The sequence below is a fragment of the Thermosporothrix hazakensis genome (genome assembly GCF_003253565.1).
GTDB classification, from domain to species: Bacteria; Chloroflexota; Ktedonobacteria; order Ktedonobacterales; family Ktedonobacteraceae; genus Thermosporothrix; species Thermosporothrix hazakensis.
Genome location: NZ_QKUF01000003.1, coordinates 296465 through 311794, shown reverse-complemented (window position 1 = coordinate 311794; position 15330 = coordinate 296465). Strand labels below are relative to the sequence as shown.

Here is a 15330-nt window from a genome sequence, read left to right as displayed (position 1 = left end):
CGCCTCCTGAACTACTGTTTTTCAATCACCTCGTACTCTATCTCGTACTCCTCTTCCTCTTGCACGCGCTCCTGATCCTTTGCCCGTGTCCGCTGCTCAATCTGCATCATCCAACGGAAGAAGATAACCGATAGAATAACCAGATCAACGATTCCCGGGCACAGCAGGACCAGCGCACCCGCCGCCTGATCTGAAAAATTTGGTATGCCAAGCAATGAGGGGAAGAGATATGAGGAATAGAGCGGGGACGTGGTAATCAGCAGCGCAAAGGCCAGCCAGTCCATCGGCTGCCCATCCAGAAACGTATAGAGCATCTGCGTCGGGTAACGCATATGGCGCGTTCCTCTCCACGCAGCACATAACGGTCCCCAACTCAGGAAGGCCAGCACAAAAATACAGAGCAACTGTAGATGATAGAGATTGGTATCTTTAACCACCTGCGCATACAAGACCGGAATATGCCAGATGATAAAGGCAAAGTTGAAGGCCAGCGAGCTCAACAAGGGCACTGACAACATCTCAAGGATATCTCGAATCCCCGGCAAACCAAGCAATCGCCGAGAAACCGCAACAGGCCAGGCAAACATCATCAGCGGCACACATACCGTCGTCAACCCCACGAGCTGCACAGCATGCAGGACAAAATACTGCTGCCCACCTGCGTTTACAGGCGAGAAGAAGATAAGAAAAGCCAGAACCAGCGCGACACCAAAAGCCGCCAGATGATACCATTGCAGCGGTTTCTCACCGCGCTCATCCTTTATATCCTGTTTCCACGCGCTCCATACAGTCCAGCCATAGAGCACCGCCAGCAATACAAGCGTGATCAGTGCAGCCGGACTCCACGACCAGCGCATTGTTTGTTCGCCCACGTTTGATAACTCCGCAAATAAAAGACTGATACGATTTATCTTCACAGCTAACTATAATGGAATCTTCTCGAACTTGCAAATCACGAAACGAGGAGCGCATTTCTGCATGATATAATACCGAAGACCAGCACTCTTTTATATGCAGAAAGGCAGGGAGAGATGTAATGCGCATCCTTATCGCTCCGCAAGCACTCAAGGGCAGTCTCACCGCGACCGAGGTTGGTCAGGCTATTGCCGAGGGAGCACGTATGGTATACCCGGACGCTGATATTCAGGTGATTCCGATCGCCGATGGTGGCGAAGGCACCGTGCAAGCTCTGGTAGATGCAACGCATGGAAGTCTCCACTATCATACCGTTACCGGGCCACTCAATACACCTGTACAGGCATTCTATGGCATTCTGGGAGACGGCACCACAGCGGTTATCGAGATGGCCGCCAGTTCCGGGCTCCCGCTCGTTCCCCCTGAGAAACGCGACCCGCGCATTACCACCACATATGGCGTGGGCGAGCTGATCCGAGCCGCTCTCGATCATGGCTGTCGTCATTTCATCATCGGGGTTGGGGGGAGTGCAACCAACGACGGAGGCGCGGGTATGGCGCAAGCGTTAGGAGCATCACTGACCGATACCGGGGGCCACGAGCTGGAACGAGGAGGGGCAGCCCTCGCCAGGCTTGCCCATATTTCGCTTGAACACTTCGATACACGGCTGCAAGAATGTACATTTGAGGTTGCCTGCGATGTTACCAACCCGCTTTGTGGGCCGACCGGCGCTTCTGCAGTCTATGGGCCGCAAAAAGGAGCAACCCCTGAGATGGTCACCCAACTCGACGCAGCCCTTGCCAATTATGCCCGCGTTATCGAGCGCGATCTTCATTGTGCGGTCGCTGATATCCCCGGCGCAGGCGCAGCAGGAGGACTAGGAGCCGGTCTTTTTGCATTTCTTCATGCAACCAGCCGCCCAGGCGCTGCGATTGTTCTTGAAGCCGTACAACTGGAACAGCAGGTCAGCACAGCTCATCTCCTGATTACCGCTGAAGGCCGTCTTGATGGACAAACAGCATATGGGAAAAGCGTCAGTGCCGTTGCCCGAGCAGCAAAAAAGTACCATGTCCCTGTTTTTGTTGTAGCGGGAGGACTGGGCGAGGATTATCATACCCTCTACGCTCATGGCCTCGATGGGATCACCGTCTTGCCGACGGGACCCATGACACTGGAACAATCAATGCGAAATGCGGCCACGCTCGCAGCGGATGCCACAGCGCGAATGCTTCGTATTTTCGCAGCCGGACAACAACAGAGCAATCCATAACATTACATAGAACGCTTTCAATCCCACTACAGACGGGCTGATAGGTTGCTAGCGGCCCGTCCCCATATTTCCTGCTTTCATTTGAATTTCTCCCCGGCACTATCGTCATAACATATAGAAATATGATATACTCTGACACAAGAAAAAATTCGTTTGAAGCAACGAAATTTTTCTTCCCCCGATCGAAGTTATAGCAAATAGAACACAATGCTTCTTCCCTCATTCCTTCAGCTTGTATCGTCCGGGGGTTCTTATACGTAATACGTACAAGTGAAGCATCAAACTGGTACAGTCCCTGTAGGCCGTCTTCATTCACAAAGGGAGTCATCTTATGCCAGAGCGTCCTTTCATCGAAGAAAAAGATTACCAGCATCTTCTTTCGCTTGGTTTCACTGAAGTTGAGGCTTCACGGCTCATTCACATGAAAAACCATGTTGGAGAGCAAATAGAATATCGTGAAATGGTGCAGGAAAGCCGCCGTCTGAATTTCATTCGCTGGCTTATCGAGCACAATCGTTTAAGTCGCTAACCAAGGATACTCTCAGCACAGAAGCAATGTGTGCTGTTTCCCATAAAAAAGGCTGAAGAGACAGGAGAGATGCCTGCACCTCTTCAGCTTTTTCCTTTTGGCCGGAGTTGAGAGAAGCCATAAGCCGAATTCTGTGCCCGCACCGCCTCTCGACGACACGGGTGGCAATCATCTATCTGGGACGCCAGTTACCTGACGCCTCAAGCGACCAACCCAGGGGTTCACGAGCGAGCAACTCGCTAGCCGTAAACCGGCTATCCCCTTGCTCGGTCTTGCTCCGGGTGGGGTTTGCACGGCCAACCAGTCACCTGGTTGCCGGTGAGCTCTTACCTCACCATTTCACCCTTACCTGCACAGGCAGGCGGTATGTTTCTGTTGCACTTTCCTTAGGGTCACCCCCACTGGCCGTTAGCCAGCACCCTGCTCTATGGAGTTCGGACTTTCCTCGCGCCTCTTCGGCACGCGATTGCCTGGCTTCCTCAAATCCTCTTGCGTTAGAGTATCATATCTTCCGACACCCGTCCAGGGTTCATAGCTCATCAAGAGGAGGATAACAGAAACCTAAAGGAAGTCTTCACTCCTCAAAACGATCCCAGAGAAGCATCTATTCCCGGGGTCTCCACTGGCTCTATAGACGGAAACATCCGAAGCTCATGTGCACTAATAGCATAACGCTCAAACTGCTCCTGAAATTGATGGCATATCTGTGCGTGCAGTTCCTCAACCGTCAAGGGTAGCAACCCTGCCGGAATCGCAACCGGAGCGCCAAATCCAGTGAGGCAAAGTGACATCAGCGGCAAATTCAGCCAGTGCACGCCCTCAAGGAAAGCATCAACATCGCGCGGGAGCACGCAAAGCATATGCTCATCTCCCTGTCCGGCTCGCTCCACGTAGAGGGCCGCAATCTGCTCCCAGGGAAGCGCAAGGGTTGAGATGAAGGGGCTGAAAAAAGGCGGCATCCGGTAGGATATTCCCTGCTCATTCACCTGTACTATTGGTTTACGCACAATGAGAAAGATGACCCAGGGCAGTATCAACACCCCCCAGATTCCCAGAATCAGCCAGACAACCAACACCCCTATATTCCCGATTTTACTCCCGACACGGCTCCCGCGCTTCCATATCCCGAGAGCGCTTAATACCAGCGGCGGCACCACTGTACTCAACAAAAGGCGGCCCTGTCTCCCGAGCATGATTTTTCTGGCATCTGGATAGACAGCGATACAGCGTCCCACATCCCGCATAGAATCCATCCTTTCCGCAACAAGAAACGACCTATGGTAGTAATACGCTTTTTGCCAGAAAAACGTTTTCTTTCACCCAAATTATACAAAAGATTCTATTTTTCTTCAGCATTAAAAAAAAGTACATTGCGATCCGCTCCAAAAAGAGTTACAATGTCAACTATACATCAGTACAGAGGAAAATTTTTTCAAGGGTATTCACATGAATACAGGTAAGCAAGTTCGCCTGACATCTCTGGCCAGTTGTGCTGGTTGAGCTTCTAAAATGGGCCCAGGGGCCCTGGCGCAAGTTTTGCGTCCACTCACACACATGTCAGCGCCGCCAGAGTTGCTAGTCGGACTTCATTCCATCGATGATGCAGCTGTCTATCGCGTAAATGAGCACCAGGCAGTCATCAGCACAGCCGACTTCTTTCCGCCGGTCGTTGATGATCCTTACGCGTTCGGCGCTATCGCTGCCGCCAATGCACTGAGCGATATCTATGCAATGGGCGGCCAGGTTCTTATGGCCTTAAACCTGGTGGCCTGGCCCGACAATCTTGATGCCGCGATATTGACCGAGATCCTGCGGGGTGGCTCTGATATCGTTGCACAGGCAGGAGCAGTCATCGCTGGTGGGCATACTGTTACTGATCGAGAGCCTAAATACGGCCTTTCCGTTACCGGCACGGTTCATCCAGATCACATCCTCACGAAAGGGGGAGCGCGATCGGGTGATCTGTTGATCCTGAGCAAACCGCTAGGAACAGGGCTGATCACAACCGCACATAAACGTGATCAAGTACAGGAAGCCGATTTGCATGCCGCGATCCAGTCAATGATGCAACTAAACCGACGAGCAAGCGAAGCGCTGGTTGCTGCTGGCAACGCGGTTCATGCCGTCACCGATATCACCGGTTTCGGCCTGCTTGGTCATGCCTGGGAAATGGCAGTCCAGAGCAAAGTAACGATGCGCTTTTCAGTTGACGCCCTGCCTCTGCTTCCCGGAGCGCTCCACTATGTGGAACTGGGATGTATTCCCGGCGGCGCTGGTCGCAATGAAGAGTATCTTGCACAGCGCGTTCGTTTCGCCGCAAACGTGTCTGAGGATCAGCGTATCCTGTTCTGGGATCCGCAAACGTCGGGGGGTCTTTTCGCCGCAATTGATCCCGAGGTATGGCCGAAACTCGCCGCAATCGCTCCGGATGTTACCTTCTGGCGAATCGGCGAAGTAGGAGAGCAGGTAGACAACGAGGCTCAAGTGTTGCTAGAGGTTAAATAATGCACGAGGAATTAGAAGCAATTTTAGGAGTCCATTTTCGTGATCCCTCCCTTTTAACAATGGCCCTGACACATCGATCCTATATCTACGAGGCCGCCGGGGCGGGAAAGTGTTCAAATGAGCGCCTGGAATTTCTGGGAGATTCCATTCTGGCCTTAATCAGTGCGGACTTTCTGTATCGCACCTTCCCTCAACTTGCCGAGGGAGAACTGACCGACGTTCGCGCCATTCTTGTTCGCACCGAGACCCTCGCCAAATTTGCCCGCGAAATCCAGCTCAACAACTATATGTTGATGGGCAAAGGCGAACAGAATAGTGGCGGTGGACAGCGCGTTATGGCCTCTGCGTTTGAAGCGATCCTCGGTGCGCTCTATCTTGATCAAGGCCTGGAAGCAACACAGCGCTTTTTACTACCACGCCTGGAACCGATCGCCCATGAGATCGTCAAGAAACGCGCCTTTAAGGACAACAAGTCGCTCTTTCAGGAACTGGCACAGGCTCGAGAGGGCATCACCCCTTCCTATCGACTCGTCAGTCAGGAGGGGCCATCGCATAATCGTGAGTTCACGGTTGAAGTCCTGCTAGGAGAGCGCGTCGCCGGGCGTGGTCAGGGCCGGAACAAGCAAACAGCCGAACAAGAGGCCGCTCATTCGGCATTAGTAAACTTTGGTTGGATTTAAGGGAAGTTGATAAGTGGGGAGTAGGGGGAGAGTATGCGCCTGGAACCAACGCCCAGACCAGAACAGGTAGTTCGCGTCAGTGCCAGATTAATTACGTCCAGCACGATTCTGCATCTGTCGTCTGACGAGCTGGAAAGAGCTGTTCATCAGGAACAAACAGATAATCCTGCTCTCGATGTCGTCGAGCAGAAGATCTGTTTATTTTGTGGCTCATCCCTCTACGGGCAGATATGCTCGAACTGTGGACATTTTGCTGCCTCTTCCCGCCTCACCGCCGAGCAGCTTGCCTCGCTCAGAAATCCAGCCGAACCATACTGGCTTGCTGAGCAGCAAACCCTGAGCGATATCGACAACTACGGCTTTATCACAACCGATAGTGACGACGAGTATGACCCGCTGGCTCATATCCCGACGATCGATTCGTTACAGGAAACACTTTACCGACAGCTTGAGGCGCTGGTCCCCCCGGCTGATACCCCCATCGCCGAACAACTGGTAGGAAACCTCAACGAACGTGGCTATCTTGAATGCAGCGTTGAGGAAATCGCGACGCTGCTGAATGTGCCTACAGAGCGCGTGATGTACGTGCTGAGCCAGCTTCAAAGCCTTGAGCCAATCGGCATTGGAGCCCGCGACCTCCGAGAATGCTTGATGCTTCAACTGAAAGTCCTCAGCGAGCTTCAGACCCCCCACCCCCTGGCCCATACGTTGATTGATCGCTTTCTGCCCCAAATTGGCAAAAACCAGTTTCAGGACATTGCCCGCAAGCTCAAAGTCAGTGAACAGGAGGTACGCGATGCTTGCGCCTTTATTCGCGGCTCGCTCTATCCCTATCCTGCCTATACCTATATGCCCGAGAGCGGCATCAATAGCGGCACCACCTATATCCGCCCTGATGTGATTATCCGCAAAGGCGAAAATGGCTTTGAGATTGAGCTAATCGAAGAGAAACGGTACCGCTTCTCGGTCAGCGCCTACTATACTGATCCCGAGCTGAAAGCCTACGATCAGGGAGAGTATCAGCGCTATATTCACCAGCACAGCGACCGTGCCCGCTTCTTTGTCGATTGTGTCCACCGCCGCTGGCGCACCCTGCGCCGGGTTATGGAGCTGGTTGTCAACTATCAACGCGATTTCTTTGAGAAAGGCATTCGCTATCTGCGCCCGCTGACCCGAGCCGAGGTTGCCACCCGGCTGAGTCTGGACGAGGGCACCGTGAGCCGGGCGACAGCGAACAAGTACGCGCTCCTCCCCAACGGGAAATTGATGCCGCTCTCAGACTTCTTTGACGTATCACTTGGCATTAAAGACGTGCTCCGCGAATTGATCGAGGCCGAAGACCCCCGTAAGCGCTTCAGCGATGAAGAGCTTGCCCGCCTGATGACAGCACGCGGGATTCCAATGGCCCGCCGTACCGTCACCAAGTATCGCGAAGAAATGGGCATTGGCTCTTCACGAGAACGCAGCTAACGATTGAGAAGCGCGGTGGCCTCCTCTGGAGATGCATAGAGCGTCCGTTCACGCTCGTAAATGACCATACCCGGGCCCCCCCCTTTCATATGGCGCACGTGACGCTGCAACGTATAGTCAACCGGCACGGTGGTACTACCACGAGCCTGACTGTAATACGCGGCCAGACTCGCCGCCTGATCGATAGCCCGGCGCGAGACCTCACGCCCCGCCGTCTTGATAATGACATGCGCCCCCGGCACACCACGCGCATGCAGCCAGATATCATTTCCGGTTGCCTGATGGAACGTAACCTCCTCGTTCTGGCGGCTATTCTTTCCAATCAGAATGATAAAGCCATCATCGCTCTGGACATGCATCGGCACACCACCACCGGGAAGCGTTCCCTTCTTTGTCTGCTTGCCACCTTTCCCTTTTTTCTGGGCTTTCTTCTCAGGCAATCGCTTGCCTTTCATGTACCCGGCCGCCTGAATCTCGGCTTTCACCAGTTCAATTTCTGCTGGCGTCTCCGCAAGCGCCAGGTCGGTTAGCAACTGCTCAATTGTCGCCAGTTCAGCGTTATTTTGCTCAATCTGCTCTGGCAACAATTCAAGCGCACGCTGCAACTTATGGTATTTGGTGAAGTAGCGATTCGCGTTGCCCACCGCGTCGAAGCGCGGATCAAGCGGGATCGTGACCACCGGAATGGTATCGCCGCTGCCCTCAAAGTAATTCTCAAGCTCTACTTGTTGCTGCCCCTGTTGGATTTCATGTTGATAGGCCAGCAACAATTGACCATACAGCCGATCGCGTTCCGCCTCTTCTGAGACCGACATCTCCCGTTGAAGCAGATCCGCCTTACGGATACAGCGATCACGCTGCGTTTGCAGGACCTTACGCATTGGCGCACGCAGGGCATCAATCGCATCACGCCATTCCGCCCGGGCGAAGTAATCATCCAGAATTCCATTGATCGAGGGCGACTCATGCACCTCAACATCCTGGCTCAGCGCATATTGTTCCAGGGCATAAGGCGCGAAGGCGAGCGGCTGTTCCTCCTCACCTGGCTTTGCTTTCCGAACGACAAGCTGTGGCTGCCAGCGCTTTGTTTCGGGCAAAGCGGCCAGGTCGCGCACATTCCAGGCCAATTCCTCCCAGATATTCTCGTCGGCCGCCTCTACTGGTGTATCCACCTGCTCCGTAGCCCGAAACACCGTCTCACGGGCTAACAGCGGACTCCATCCCTGCACATGGCGAGTCAGCAATTGTGCCAGTGTCGGCTTGCCCTGATCTTTCTTTCCCTTCTTCCCCTTTTTCCCACTCTCCTGCACGGGATCGGGTTCCTCCGAGGCACAGATTGCCAGTTGAGCCGCTGTCACGCTGGCAGGATCAAGCTTCGGCAGCGTTTGTCCGGCAAGCGTGCGCTGCTGTGGAGGCGGCGGCATATAGGCAACATTAGGAGCAATCACTCGATAGCGGTTGATCTCGGCGCCAACACGCTTGAGAGAGCCAAGAATCATCTCATTTTCATCACAAAGGATAATGTTGCTGACCCGGCCCATGACCTCAACGATCAGGCGAAAACGAGTTCTTGCCTCACCTTCCCCCTTATAGCCAGCGATAATCTCAATCGTGCGCTCCCAACGGGGCTGCTCAATGGACTCAATACGAGCCCCTTCCAGATGCTTGCGCAGCAGCATCACAAATGGTGGCGGCTCGCTGGTGATACGGGGCGGCTTCAATGCTGTAATATGCACACGAGAAAGCTGCGGATGGGCAGAGAGATAGATCCAGCGGTTCTTACCACCCCCTTCCTGGTATGCAGGAACATAGCATTGCATGGCTATCGCGTGCTCTGTCGGTTGAATAATAGTATCTATTCGGGCATTCTGAAGCAGCTTCTGCCATTCATTGGCGACTGCTGCCAGAGTTATCGCATCTACCTGCATAAAACCTTTCCAATCTAGACCGGGTCCGGTCAACTCAACACCGATCATCACCAGAGTGAACACGAATAAGCAGAACAATAACCTTTCCCGGAATGCCATTCGTGTTGTACAATGTACAATAATGATGCAGGTTGGCCCCGCATGGTTCACCATGCCGGGACCTCTTTTGTACTCCCGCGAACATAGCGGTGACGCACAACAGTATAACAAAGTGGCATCTATTCGTACATCATCCTTTGAACGGCTGGCCGTCCATGCTATGGGATGAAACAGCGAATCCTCATATTTAATGAACACCAGGAAGAATATATGCGACTCGAAACAGGCGATACACTGCTTCAGCCACGGGAGCATAGCTCCCTTGTGCCACCATTAAAACAGGGACTCCTTTTCGTCCTCTCCGCTCCCTCAGGAACAGGGAAAGACACTGTGATTAAGGCCCTGAAAGATCAGGGGATGGGCTTTCATGTTGTTGCCTCGGTAACGACACGGGCTCCACGCGTTGGCGAGAGCGAGGGTAATCCATACTACTTTGTCTCGAACGAAACATTTGAACGTATGGTGGAAAATGACGAATTGCTCGAATATGCCAACGTACACGGGAACTGGTATGGGCAGCCCATTCAGCCGATTAAAGAGAACTTACGCAATGGGCGCGATGTGCTCTTAAAGATTGATGTACAGGGTGCTGCCACGGTGCGTCGCAAAGTCCCTGGCGCTATCTTTATTTTCCTCGTTCCCGGTTCGCTCGAAGAGCTTGTGTACCGATTGACCAACCGACAAACAGAAACTGAGGAACAGGTACAAAGACGCCTGACGGACGCCAGGAAAGAACTGGCACAACAAATACACTATGATTATATTGTAGAGAATCGACAGGGGCACCTTGACAAAGCCGTCGAGAGGGTGCGTTCAATCATTATTGCAGAGCATTGTCGCACAAACCCCCATTATGTCGAGTTATAAATAAGGAGGAATAACCTTGGAAGAACGTTTTGCACCATCAGGAACGCGAGAGCGTAATCTAGCAATGGAGCTAGTACGGGTAACGGAGGCTGCCGCCCTGAGCGCCGGGCGCTGGATGGGTAAGGGAAATAAAGAGATGGTCGATCAGGCTGCCGTCGATGCCATGCGCAACGCTCTCGATGGCGTTGATATGAATGGTGTTGTTGTTATTGGTGAGGGAGAGAAAGACGAAGCCCCCATGCTCTATATCGGGGAGCAGGTAGGCAACGGAAACGGTCCCGAGGTTGACGTAGCCGTTGACCCCGTTGATGGCACACGCCTGCTCTCACTCGGTCTCCCGGGCTCACTGGCCGTTGTTGCTACCTCTGAGCGAGGCACCATGTATTCTGCGCCTCCGGGAGTCTACTACATGGAAAAAATTGCTGTCGGCCCGGCAGGGCGCAACGTCATTGACATCAATGCTCCGATCGCGGTCAACCTCGACCGTATCGCTCGTGCTCGCGATGCCCGCATTGACGATTTGACCGTTGTCATTCTGGATCGCCCACGCCACCAGGAAATCATTCGCCAGGTGCGTGAAGTGGGGGCACGTATCCGCCTGATCGGCGATGGAGACGTTGCCGCAGCCATTCAGGCCGCTATGGAAGATTATCGCGGTGTTGATATGCTGCTCGGTATCGGTGGTGCTCCTGAAGCAGTTCTGGCAGCCGCAGCCCTGAAATGTCTTGGCGGAGAGATCCAGTGTAAGATCTGGCCGCGCAACGAACAGGAGCGCGAGAAGCTCAAGGCTGATGGTGTTGATCTTGATCAGGTTTTCCGCACAGATGATCTGGTCAGCGGTGATGAAGTCTGTTTTGCAGCAACCGGTATTTCCAGCGGTGAGCTGCTTGATGGCGTACAGTATCATGGCTGGGGCGCTCGTACATCTTCGATCATGATGCGTTCCCGCTCTGGCACGGTCCGCTATATTCAGGCCCGTCACAGATGGCGCAAGCCCGGCTTCGACCAGCGTTAATAGAAAGACGACACAGATCTATGTCCAGGCATCACAAGAGGGGACGGCTCATCGAAGTCGTTCCCTCTTTCGATATTCCCTCTTCTTTTGTGTCGGGCAGAGAGAAACAACGGCAGTGCGTGCAAGCTAGAGCCGCCGAAGCCGCTCTATGACAGCATCCGCGACTTGCGAGGTGCCGACAGCGGTTGGATCATCAGGACGTGGCTTCAGATCATACGTCACATATTTACCCTCACCGATTACCTGCATCATGGCTTTTTCCAGCCGAAGCGCCGCCTCCTTTTCGCCCAGATGGCGCAACATCATCACACCCGAAAACATCATCGCCATTGGATTAACCTTGTTCTGACCCGCATACTTCGGTGCGCTGCCATGTACCGGTTCAAAAACGGCGTATTGACTGCCAATATTCGCACCAGGGGCCACACCGAGTCCGCCTATCAGACCTGCCGAGAGATCGGAAATAATATCGCCATAGAGGTTCGGTAATACCAGAACATCATATTGTTCCGGCTTCTGCACCAGTTGCATGCACATATTATCAACAATCCGATCCTCATGCTGGATATCAGGGTACTCCTTCGCGACCTCATGGGCAAGCGAGAGAAACAGGCCATCAGACATGCGCATGATATTGGCCTTATGCACAATCGTTACCTTGCGACGATCATGGGTGCGGGCATAATCGAAAGCGAACCGGACGATACGACGGGTGGCGGCAGCTGAGATATACTTGATGCTTAAAGCGGAGTCCTGGTCTAACTGGTGACCCGTGGTACGGGCAATCGTTTCAAGCAGGGCTTCATGTTCGTGGGTGCCTCTTTGAAATTCGATACCGGCATACAGATCCTCGGTGTTTTCTCGCACGATTACCAGATCGATATTTTCATAACGAGAACGCAAGCCGGGATAGGTCTTAGCGGGCCGGAGATTCGCATACAAATCAAGTCGTTTTCTCAAGGTCACATTGGCACTGCGTTGGCCTCGTCCCATCGGGGTCGTGATCGGTCCTTTCAAACCTACTTTCGTTCTTTTGATCGACTCAATAACCTCATCTGGCAGGACTGTACCTTGCTTCTCCAGCGTTACCGCTCCCGCCTGACACACTTCCCACCTGAACTGAACCCCGGTGGCTTCCAGCACGCGCCGCGTGGCCTCTGTGATCTCTGGACCCGTCCCATCACCGGGGATGAGCGTCACTGCGTGCGGTATGGACATGCATTATCCTCCAAAAAAACTGCCTCCTGATACTCATAGCCTTCCGTTGGTAAAGAGGAGGCTTCACCTTATCCGTGATTATATCACATAAGATGAGGCAACGGCATAACACGTTCTTCTCGTTGTCCATTGCCTGGGATCGCTCTGCTTCCTTCCTTGTGAAAGTGGGGACACTCCTGTTGTCCCTGTTCCCGTATTGTAGCAGCCAGAAGCAACAAAAATGGAGAGTATCCACTTAGCGAGCGGAATACTCTCCATTCACGAAAGTTTGTACAGCAACTATGATTTACTTTTTGCAGTCGTTGTTTTCTTACGAGTTGCCGTTCCGCTTTTCGCGGCACTCGCTTTTGTCCTCTTGGCCGTGCTGCTGGCCTTTGTAGTCGCTTTCTTGCGCGTCTTGCTGGCCTTTGATGCATCGCCATTTTCTTTCGCCGTCGCCTTCCTGCTGGTCGAGCGCCGCTTTTTGGTCGATGTTTCGCCTTCCTGCACGGGTGCTTCTTGCTCACCCTGCTGCGGGACAATCACTTCCTGATAGCAGACCGGTTTCTGCGCTCCCTTTGGCAGGACCATCAGGCCACCACAGTTCGGGCAGAGCTCTGGAACTGGCTTCTCCCAGATAGCGAAATCGCAGGCAGGATAGTTGTTACACCCATAGAAGATACGTTTCTTGGTACGCGTCTTCCGTTCGACCAGATCACCGCCACAGCGTGGGCAATGCGCACCAGTCTTATTTACAAACGAGCGGCCATACCGGCACTCCGGGAAGCCAGAGCAGGAGATAAAGCGACCAAAGCGTCCGGTTCTGATAACCAGATTGCGCCCGCACTCCGGGCACTTTTCGTCCAGTTCCTCGACCGGTTTCTGCACGCGATCCATCTCGGCTTCTGCTTTCTCCATTGTCACCTTAAAGCCTTCATAGAAATCACGCAGAAACTCGGTCCAGGCGCGGCGGCCCTCTTCGACCTCGTCAAGCTTGTGCTCCATCTCAGCCGTAAAGCCGGTATCAACGATATCCGGAAAGTGCTTATTCATCACCTCATTGACGGTAATACCGAGCCAGGTTGGCATAAAGCGTCGCTGTTCCTGCTCGACATAGCCGCGATCCTGAATGGTGGAGATGATCGGCACATAGGTACTTGGCCGACCAATACCACGCTCCTCCAGCTCTTTAATCAGGCTCGCCTCAGTATAGCGTGGAGGCGGCTGTGTAAAGTGCTGTTCGGGCTTCAGCTTATGCATATCCAGCGTCTCATTGACCGCCATTTTCGGCAGCAATTTTTCGTCCTCTTCACGAGGCCAGACCCGATAGAAACCCGGGAATTTCAGGTTTGAGCCATTGGCCCGGAAGACATATTGCTGCGCCTGAATATCAACCCGCACCGTATCAAAGACGGCGGGAGCCATAAAGCTTGCAACGAAGCGTTTCCAGATCAGATCATAGAGCTTGAACTGATCGTTTGTTAGATATGCTTTCACACTCTGGGGCGTCAGGGACACGTCCGTTGGGCGGATCGCTTCGTGCGCATCCTGTGTGGTCGCTTTTGCCTTACCAGTGCGCCCGGGTCCAACATACTCCTGACCAAACTCGTCGTGAATAAAGTCTTTGACCATCTTCTGAGCTTCTTCTGAGATGCGCGTTGAATCGGTACGCATATAGGTAATCAAGCCCTGATGGCCGCGTTCGCCGAGCTCAATACCCTCATAGAGCTGCTGCGCAACGCTCATAGTTTTCTTTGGTTTAAAGTAGAGCCGGACCGAGGCATCCTGCTGCATCGTACTGGTTGTATATGGCAGGTACGGCTGTCGGCGCTGCTCCCGCTCTTCATACTTGAGAACGGTATAGGTTGCGCCCTGCAACTCGGCAAGGACAGCATCCGCCTCCTCTTTTGAAGAGATCTTGATCCTGCCTTTCCGGGTTCCCTTTCCGGGAGTGGCATCACCCTCACCATCTTCCCCACTTTCATCGCCGGGGGTTCCCATGTCTTTAACACGCGAGATCAGGACAGCATCAAAGCGTTCCGCTTGCTGCTGTTTGCTCAGCGTCGCCGTGATGCTCCAGTATTCCTCAGGAACAAATGCCTGAATTTCAGCCTCACGATCACAGATCAGCCGGAGTGCCACAGATTGCACACGGCCCGCACTTGTCCCTGATTGGATCCGCCGCCACAACAACGGACTGATCTTATATCCGACCAGCCGATCCAGCACCCGCCGGGCCTGCTGAGCATTAAAGAGGTCTTCGTTAATCAGCCGGGGATGAGCAATCGCATCCTGCACAGCACGCTTCGTTATCTCGTGGAAGACTGCACGGTGGGGGTTATTCAAACCCAGAACGTTCTTCAAAGACCATGCGATAAATTCACCCTCACGGTCAGGGTCAGGAGCAAGATAGACTTCATCTGCCTTGCTAGAGGCCGCCTTCAATTCATTGATGAGTTTATCCTTATTCTCGATTACCTCGTACTTGGGCGCGAAATCTTTTCGAGTGTTAACACCTAAACCTTTCTTCGGCAAATCGACGATATGGCCCATAGAGGCTCGTACCTCAAAGCCTCGACCGAGAAATTTTTCGATTGTCTTCGCTTTCGCTGGCGATTCTACGATCACAAGTTTCTTTGCCATCGACCTAATTCCTGACCTTCGTTATTTACAAGTTCCGATACCATAGACCGTTCACACTATCTTCCTTCTTGCGAAACTCGCTTTTACATGGTGAATATTCCCAAAGCATAGAATAGCATAGTTTGACAAGTAGCTACTGTCCAGTACCGTGAGTTAAGGATAGAGTAGCACATATGACAAGTAGCTATTTTCTCCTATCCTGAAGCCGCGAT

At 53.1% G+C, this 15330-nt stretch carries 12 protein-coding genes and 1 other RNA gene; 7 read left to right on the top strand and 6 right to left on the bottom strand.

Features of this window, described 5'->3' with window-relative positions:
* Nucleotides 1-11: 11 nt before the first annotated feature.
* Complete coding sequence (locus tag EI42_RS08065) at nt 12-872, bottom strand: cytochrome c oxidase assembly protein (protein ID WP_111320674.1); 861 nt, start codon at nt 870-872, stop codon at nt 12-14.
* Between the two features lie 164 nt (nt 873-1036).
* Between EI42_RS08065 and EI42_RS08060 the strand changes: the two genes are divergently transcribed.
* Both EI42_RS08060 and EI42_RS08055 read left to right on the top strand, forming a co-directional pair.
* Nucleotides 1037-2185, top strand: a complete 1149-nt coding sequence (locus tag EI42_RS08060) for a glycerate kinase (protein ID WP_111320672.1) — start codon at nt 1037-1039, stop codon at nt 2183-2185.
* A 331-nt stretch (nt 2186-2516) separates the two neighbouring features.
* Nucleotides 2517-2714 (top strand): hypothetical protein, encoded by a 198-nt coding sequence (locus EI42_RS08055; RefSeq protein WP_111320670.1) that lies wholly within the window; start codon nt 2517-2519, stop codon nt 2712-2714.
* Nucleotides 2715-2818: 104 nt separating this feature from the next.
* On the opposite strand, the gene rnpB is transcribed toward EI42_RS08055, so the two are convergent.
* Both rnpB and EI42_RS08045 read right to left on the bottom strand, forming a co-directional pair.
* An RNA gene (gene rnpB / locus EI42_RS08050) (RNase P RNA component class A) lies at nt 2819-3196 on the bottom strand.
* A gap of 99 nt (nt 3197-3295) precedes the next feature.
* Nucleotides 3296-3958: a hypothetical protein gene (locus EI42_RS08045; RefSeq protein WP_111320668.1), complete on the bottom strand. Its 663-nt coding sequence runs from the start codon at nt 3956-3958 to the stop codon at nt 3296-3298.
* A 202-nt stretch (nt 3959-4160) separates the two neighbouring features.
* Between EI42_RS08045 and selD the strand changes: the two genes are divergently transcribed.
* Genes selD through rpoN form a run of 3 tightly spaced genes read left to right on the top strand, consistent with a single transcriptional unit; the run spans nt 4161 to nt 7369 of the window.
* Nucleotides 4161-5219, top strand: coding sequence for a selenide, water dikinase SelD (selD, locus tag EI42_RS08040; protein ID WP_111320666.1), 1059 nt, complete (start codon nt 4161-4163; stop codon nt 5217-5219).
* Nucleotides 5219-5899 carry a ribonuclease III gene (gene rnc / locus EI42_RS08035; protein ID WP_111320664.1) on the top strand — a complete coding sequence of 227 codons (681 nt, stop codon included), beginning with the start codon at nt 5219-5221 and terminating at the stop codon, nt 5897-5899. Before selD ends, rnc begins: the two co-directional genes overlap by 1 nt.
* A 33-nt stretch (nt 5900-5932) precedes the next feature.
* A complete protein-coding gene (gene rpoN, locus EI42_RS08030; protein WP_111320662.1) occupies nt 5933-7369 on the top strand; it encodes an RNA polymerase factor sigma-54 in 1437 nt (478 codons plus the stop codon).
* Here rpoN and EI42_RS08025 read toward each other — a convergent pair.
* On the bottom strand, nt 7366-9450 hold the full coding sequence (locus tag EI42_RS08025) for an Rqc2 family fibronectin-binding protein (protein WP_170142450.1): 2085 nt from the start codon (nt 9448-9450) through the stop codon (nt 7366-7368). The genes rpoN and EI42_RS08025 overlap by 4 nt on opposite strands.
* Before the next feature lie 156 nt (nt 9451-9606).
* Between EI42_RS08025 and gmk the strand changes: the two genes are divergently transcribed.
* Together gmk and glpX are read left to right on the top strand one after the other, a co-directional pair.
* Nucleotides 9607-10263 (top strand): guanylate kinase, encoded by a 657-nt coding sequence (gene gmk / locus EI42_RS08020; RefSeq protein ID WP_111320707.1) that lies wholly within the window; start codon nt 9607-9609, stop codon nt 10261-10263.
* A gap of 16 nt (nt 10264-10279) precedes the next feature.
* A complete protein-coding gene (gene glpX / locus EI42_RS08015; RefSeq protein WP_281278970.1) occupies nt 10280-11278 on the top strand; it encodes a class II fructose-bisphosphatase in 999 nt (332 codons plus the stop codon).
* Nucleotides 11279-11404: 126 nt separating this feature from the next.
* Here glpX and EI42_RS08010 read toward each other — a convergent pair whose 3' ends face one another.
* Both EI42_RS08010 and topA read right to left on the bottom strand, forming a co-directional pair.
* On the bottom strand, nt 11405-12490 hold the full coding sequence (locus tag EI42_RS08010; protein WP_174843931.1) for an isocitrate/isopropylmalate family dehydrogenase: 1086 nt from the start codon (nt 12488-12490) through the stop codon (nt 11405-11407).
* Nucleotides 12491-12775: 285 nt separating this feature from the next.
* Nucleotides 12776-15118 (bottom strand): type I DNA topoisomerase, encoded by a 2343-nt coding sequence (topA, locus tag EI42_RS08005; protein ID WP_111320656.1) that lies wholly within the window; start codon nt 15116-15118, stop codon nt 12776-12778.
* Between the last annotated feature and the right edge of the window lie 212 nt (nt 15119-15330).

Coding starts and splice junctions, on each gene's coding strand:
- EI42_RS08045 (WP_111320668.1), bottom strand. CDS start 3,958: ATGCGGGATGTGGGACGCTGTATCGCTGTCTATCCAGATGCCAGAAAA.
- gmk (WP_111320707.1), top strand. CDS start 9,607: ATGCGACTCGAAACAGGCGATACACTGCTTCAGCCACGGGAGCATAGC.
- EI42_RS08025 (WP_170142450.1), bottom strand. CDS start 9,450: ATGGTGAACCATGCGGGGCCAACCTGCATCATTATTGTACATTGTACA.
- EI42_RS08055 (WP_111320670.1), top strand. CDS start 2,517: ATGCCAGAGCGTCCTTTCATCGAAGAAAAAGATTACCAGCATCTTCTT.
- rpoN (WP_111320662.1), top strand. CDS start 5,933: ATGCGCCTGGAACCAACGCCCAGACCAGAACAGGTAGTTCGCGTCAGT.
- rnc (WP_111320664.1), top strand. CDS start 5,219: ATGCACGAGGAATTAGAAGCAATTTTAGGAGTCCATTTTCGTGATCCC.
- EI42_RS08060 (WP_111320672.1), top strand. CDS start 1,037: ATGCGCATCCTTATCGCTCCGCAAGCACTCAAGGGCAGTCTCACCGCG.
- topA (WP_111320656.1), bottom strand. CDS start 15,118: ATGGCAAAGAAACTTGTGATCGTAGAATCGCCAGCGAAAGCGAAGACA.